The sequence below is a fragment of the Polaribacter sp. Z022 genome (assembly GCF_023555495.1).
Lineage (GTDB): Bacteria > Bacteroidota > Bacteroidia > Flavobacteriales > Flavobacteriaceae > Polaribacter.
In genome coordinates this window covers 1-3,202 of sequence record NZ_JALCZO010000015.1, presented here as the reverse complement: position 1 = coordinate 3,202, position 3,202 = coordinate 1, and the positions used below count along the sequence as shown (strand labels likewise).

Here is a 3,202-nt window from a genome sequence, read left to right as displayed (position 1 = left end):
ATTTCGATGAGTGAAGTATGAACGATTGAGAAATCTATTATTGACAGTGTGTGTTGTTGAGATTGCCACGTCGTTCCTCCTCGCAATGACAATTGTATTCGTCTCTGCGAGGAAGTATGACGAAACAGTCTGTTGTGTTGTTTTCCTTTTTCTTTTCCATTGATGAAAAGAAACAAAAATCTAGACTTTCTTTTATTTTATGGAATTCTACATGCTTTTTCCACTATCGTGTCCAGACCGTAAACTCTTTGGACACTTGCCGTTTCAAAACCCTAAGAATTCTTGCTAAAATAAAAGTATGTCAGTTCGAGTGATTTTTGATAAAAAATTGTATCGAGAACTCGTGATAATGGTTAAAAAACTATTCTCGATACAAATTTTACTCATTACAATCGTAAAATTCACTCGAATTGACAGTGTGTGTTTGATTGTTATGATAGATTTCTCCACAAGGTCGAAATGACAAATAGTATTCGTCTCTCGAGTAAGTATGACGTAAGGGTCTGTTTTATGTTGAAGATAATTTGATGTAAAAATTTTATAGTTATTTTTACTTAATTGTAGGTAATTAGTAAAGGTTTTTTTGTTTTATTTTTACAAAGTAACTAACTAATAAACAACCTCATGAAAAATAAATTACTCCAAACGTTATTTGTATTTTTTATTATTACAAATAGCATCGCACAAGAAAGAACCCTAGTATTTGATAAAAAAGGGAAAATTATTAAAAATTATGGTTTTGATGCTCCTACTACTGAAGGCCTAGAATTTAGAATACTTATAGACGAAATTACAGAAGAAGAAAAACCTAATTATTTTATTTTATACCAATGGCGTAACCACTATAATTTTGAAGCCAATATTATAGGTTCTAATAACACTTTAAGAGTTTTAAAGTATGATAAAAAAGGTATTAACTATACTTTTGATGAAATAAAAAACAATGCAAGATATTTTAATTATTGGTTGGTAGAAGCCAACAAAGAAGGAAAAAAGTATTTGTCAAGCATCAGTAATGATAAAACCAAAACCCTTCAATTAAATGTGTTTTTAAAGCAGTATGAAACTACTTTGCACAGTATTGTTAAAAATTATATAGATACCAATGCCAATGGTTTCGATTCTTATTTAATGGCACTAGATAAAAATAAAAAAAGCATAGAAGCTTATCAAAAATTAGCAGAAAAGTTTAAAAAGAAGGAAAGTTTAGAAGATAAAGAAAAGGAAAAATTAACCACTACATTGGCTTCTAAAAAAGAAATTATAACCAACCTTACTAAAATTACACATGCAGCCACTACTCCAAAATACATTGCTGATTTAGGGAATGAAATTGTAAAATTAAATGAAAAAATACTCTTAAAAACCAGATTGATTAAGGATAGCGTTCAATTGGTAAATGATTCTATAAAAAAAATTACAAAACGAAACACCGAATTAGTTGCGTCTATGCAAAATATAATATTCAAAAATGATACCTCTAAAGAATTTATTAAAAAACCTTTATATAAGGTGTTGCATCAGGGTATATTGCTTTCTAAAACTAAAGACATCCACGAAATAGTTTATGATATCAATAACAACGAAAATCTGAATGCTAAAAACAAACAACTAGAAGTGGCAAGATTAACCCCTACTTTACCTCAACTTACAACAACCTCTCAATTGTATGCTCACATTATTAATTTTACACCAGACCTTATAAAAAACACACCTTTTAAGATCTCTATGCTAACCAGTCAAAATGATTCAGTAGCTGTAGAATCTGTAAGTAATTTTAAAGGAATGGAAGCAATTGACGATATTAGTAATGGTTTGTTAAGTGACATTATTGGAGGTATAGTAGCTGTAAAAAGTGAAAATATAACTGAAGAAAACACCTCTTCTGATACTACTGCAATAGCTGAAAAAATAATAAAGAAAATAGAAAGTAAAACAATAAATAAAAATAATGTTACACAAAATTTGATTAAAGATGTAGCATATTACGCTGAATTAAATGTTTATTCAACAGAAGCAAATGGTTTCCTTGCAGACGAAAAAAAAGATTTTCCTTCTCAAAAAGATACAGCAGCATTTTTAAAATTTGATCACGAAAGTTTTTTTAAGAAAAACATCCTTCAAAAATTGATTCAAAACGAACAAGAGAAAAATAAAAAAATAAAAAAAATACTAGGTCTAATTAGCTTAAAGCAAACAAATACACCTAATTATACGGAGTATATATTAAAATATCCAAAACCTTTTAAAGCAAATTCTGCTCCAACCATTAATTTATATACAAATCAATTAAATATTGAAAATTATGTAAAAAAAGTTGAAGATGGAAAGGTGAAAGAACCAAGTTACGATATTACTTATGCTTCTAAATTACTGGTAAGTGACGAGTTACCTCCTACACATCGTTTGTATCGTTTTACTTTAACTGCTGGTGCTCTTTGGACATCAAGTAAAAGCTATGAATTAGATGTAAACAATACACCCAAAGAAATAGATAATTCTGGTGTAAAACCCTCTATTACTTTTTCTACTTATTTAAAAAATCAAGATTTAAATGTTGATGCCTCAGATTGGTTGACAGAAACTATACATTTTGATATTTCTATAGATTATGAGGACGCTAATATTACCGACAATTTTTATTTTGGTTTTGGTGTAGAACCAATTAGAAATCTGCATTTAGGTATGGGGTATCGTTTTGGAAAAACAGATAAAATGGTGAATCAAGAAGTAGAAAGAGTAAAAAATAATGGCATGTATATTACAGCAAGTTTAGGTTTTAATTTAATACCTTCTATGTTGAAATACTTGTTTTAAATATTATAGCTAAGTAGTATGACGAAGCAGTCTGTTTATGAGATTGAGATTGCTTCGTACCTCGCAATGACATAGGTATATTAACAAAAATATGTCGTTTTTGTTACGAATTTCAAACCGACAAAAAACTTGCAGGCGAGCGTCAAACATTTGAAGAATTCGTAAAAATAAATGCTGTTTGAGTGCAACGAGTTCATTTATTTTAGAATTCGAGAATAGTTTTGACCGTCGAAAGTTGAAGTCTAGATTTTTTTGGTTCTTTTTTTAGCAATGAAAAAAAGAATGAGTGTTTATAGATTTCTCCACAAGGTCGAAATGACAAATAGTTGCTGTCATTTCGATGAGTGAAGTATGAACGATTGAGAAATCTATTATTGACAGTGTG

At 29.0% G+C, this 3,202-nt stretch carries 1 protein-coding gene; it reads left to right on the top strand.

Annotated elements, in window-relative coordinates:
• Nucleotides 1–624: 624 nt before the first annotated feature.
• Complete coding sequence (locus MPF13_RS15300; RefSeq protein ID WP_249983633.1) at nucleotides 625–2,817, top strand: hypothetical protein; 2,193 nt, start codon at nucleotides 625–627, stop codon at nucleotides 2,815–2,817.
• The last annotated feature ends 385 nt before the right edge of the window (nucleotides 2,818–3,202 follow it).

Bases quoted from the DNA above. Each gene is read 5' to 3' on its own strand.
- MPF13_RS15300 (WP_249983633.1), top strand. From the start codon at position 625: ATGAAAAATAAATTACTCCAAACGTTATTTGTATTTTTTATTATTACA.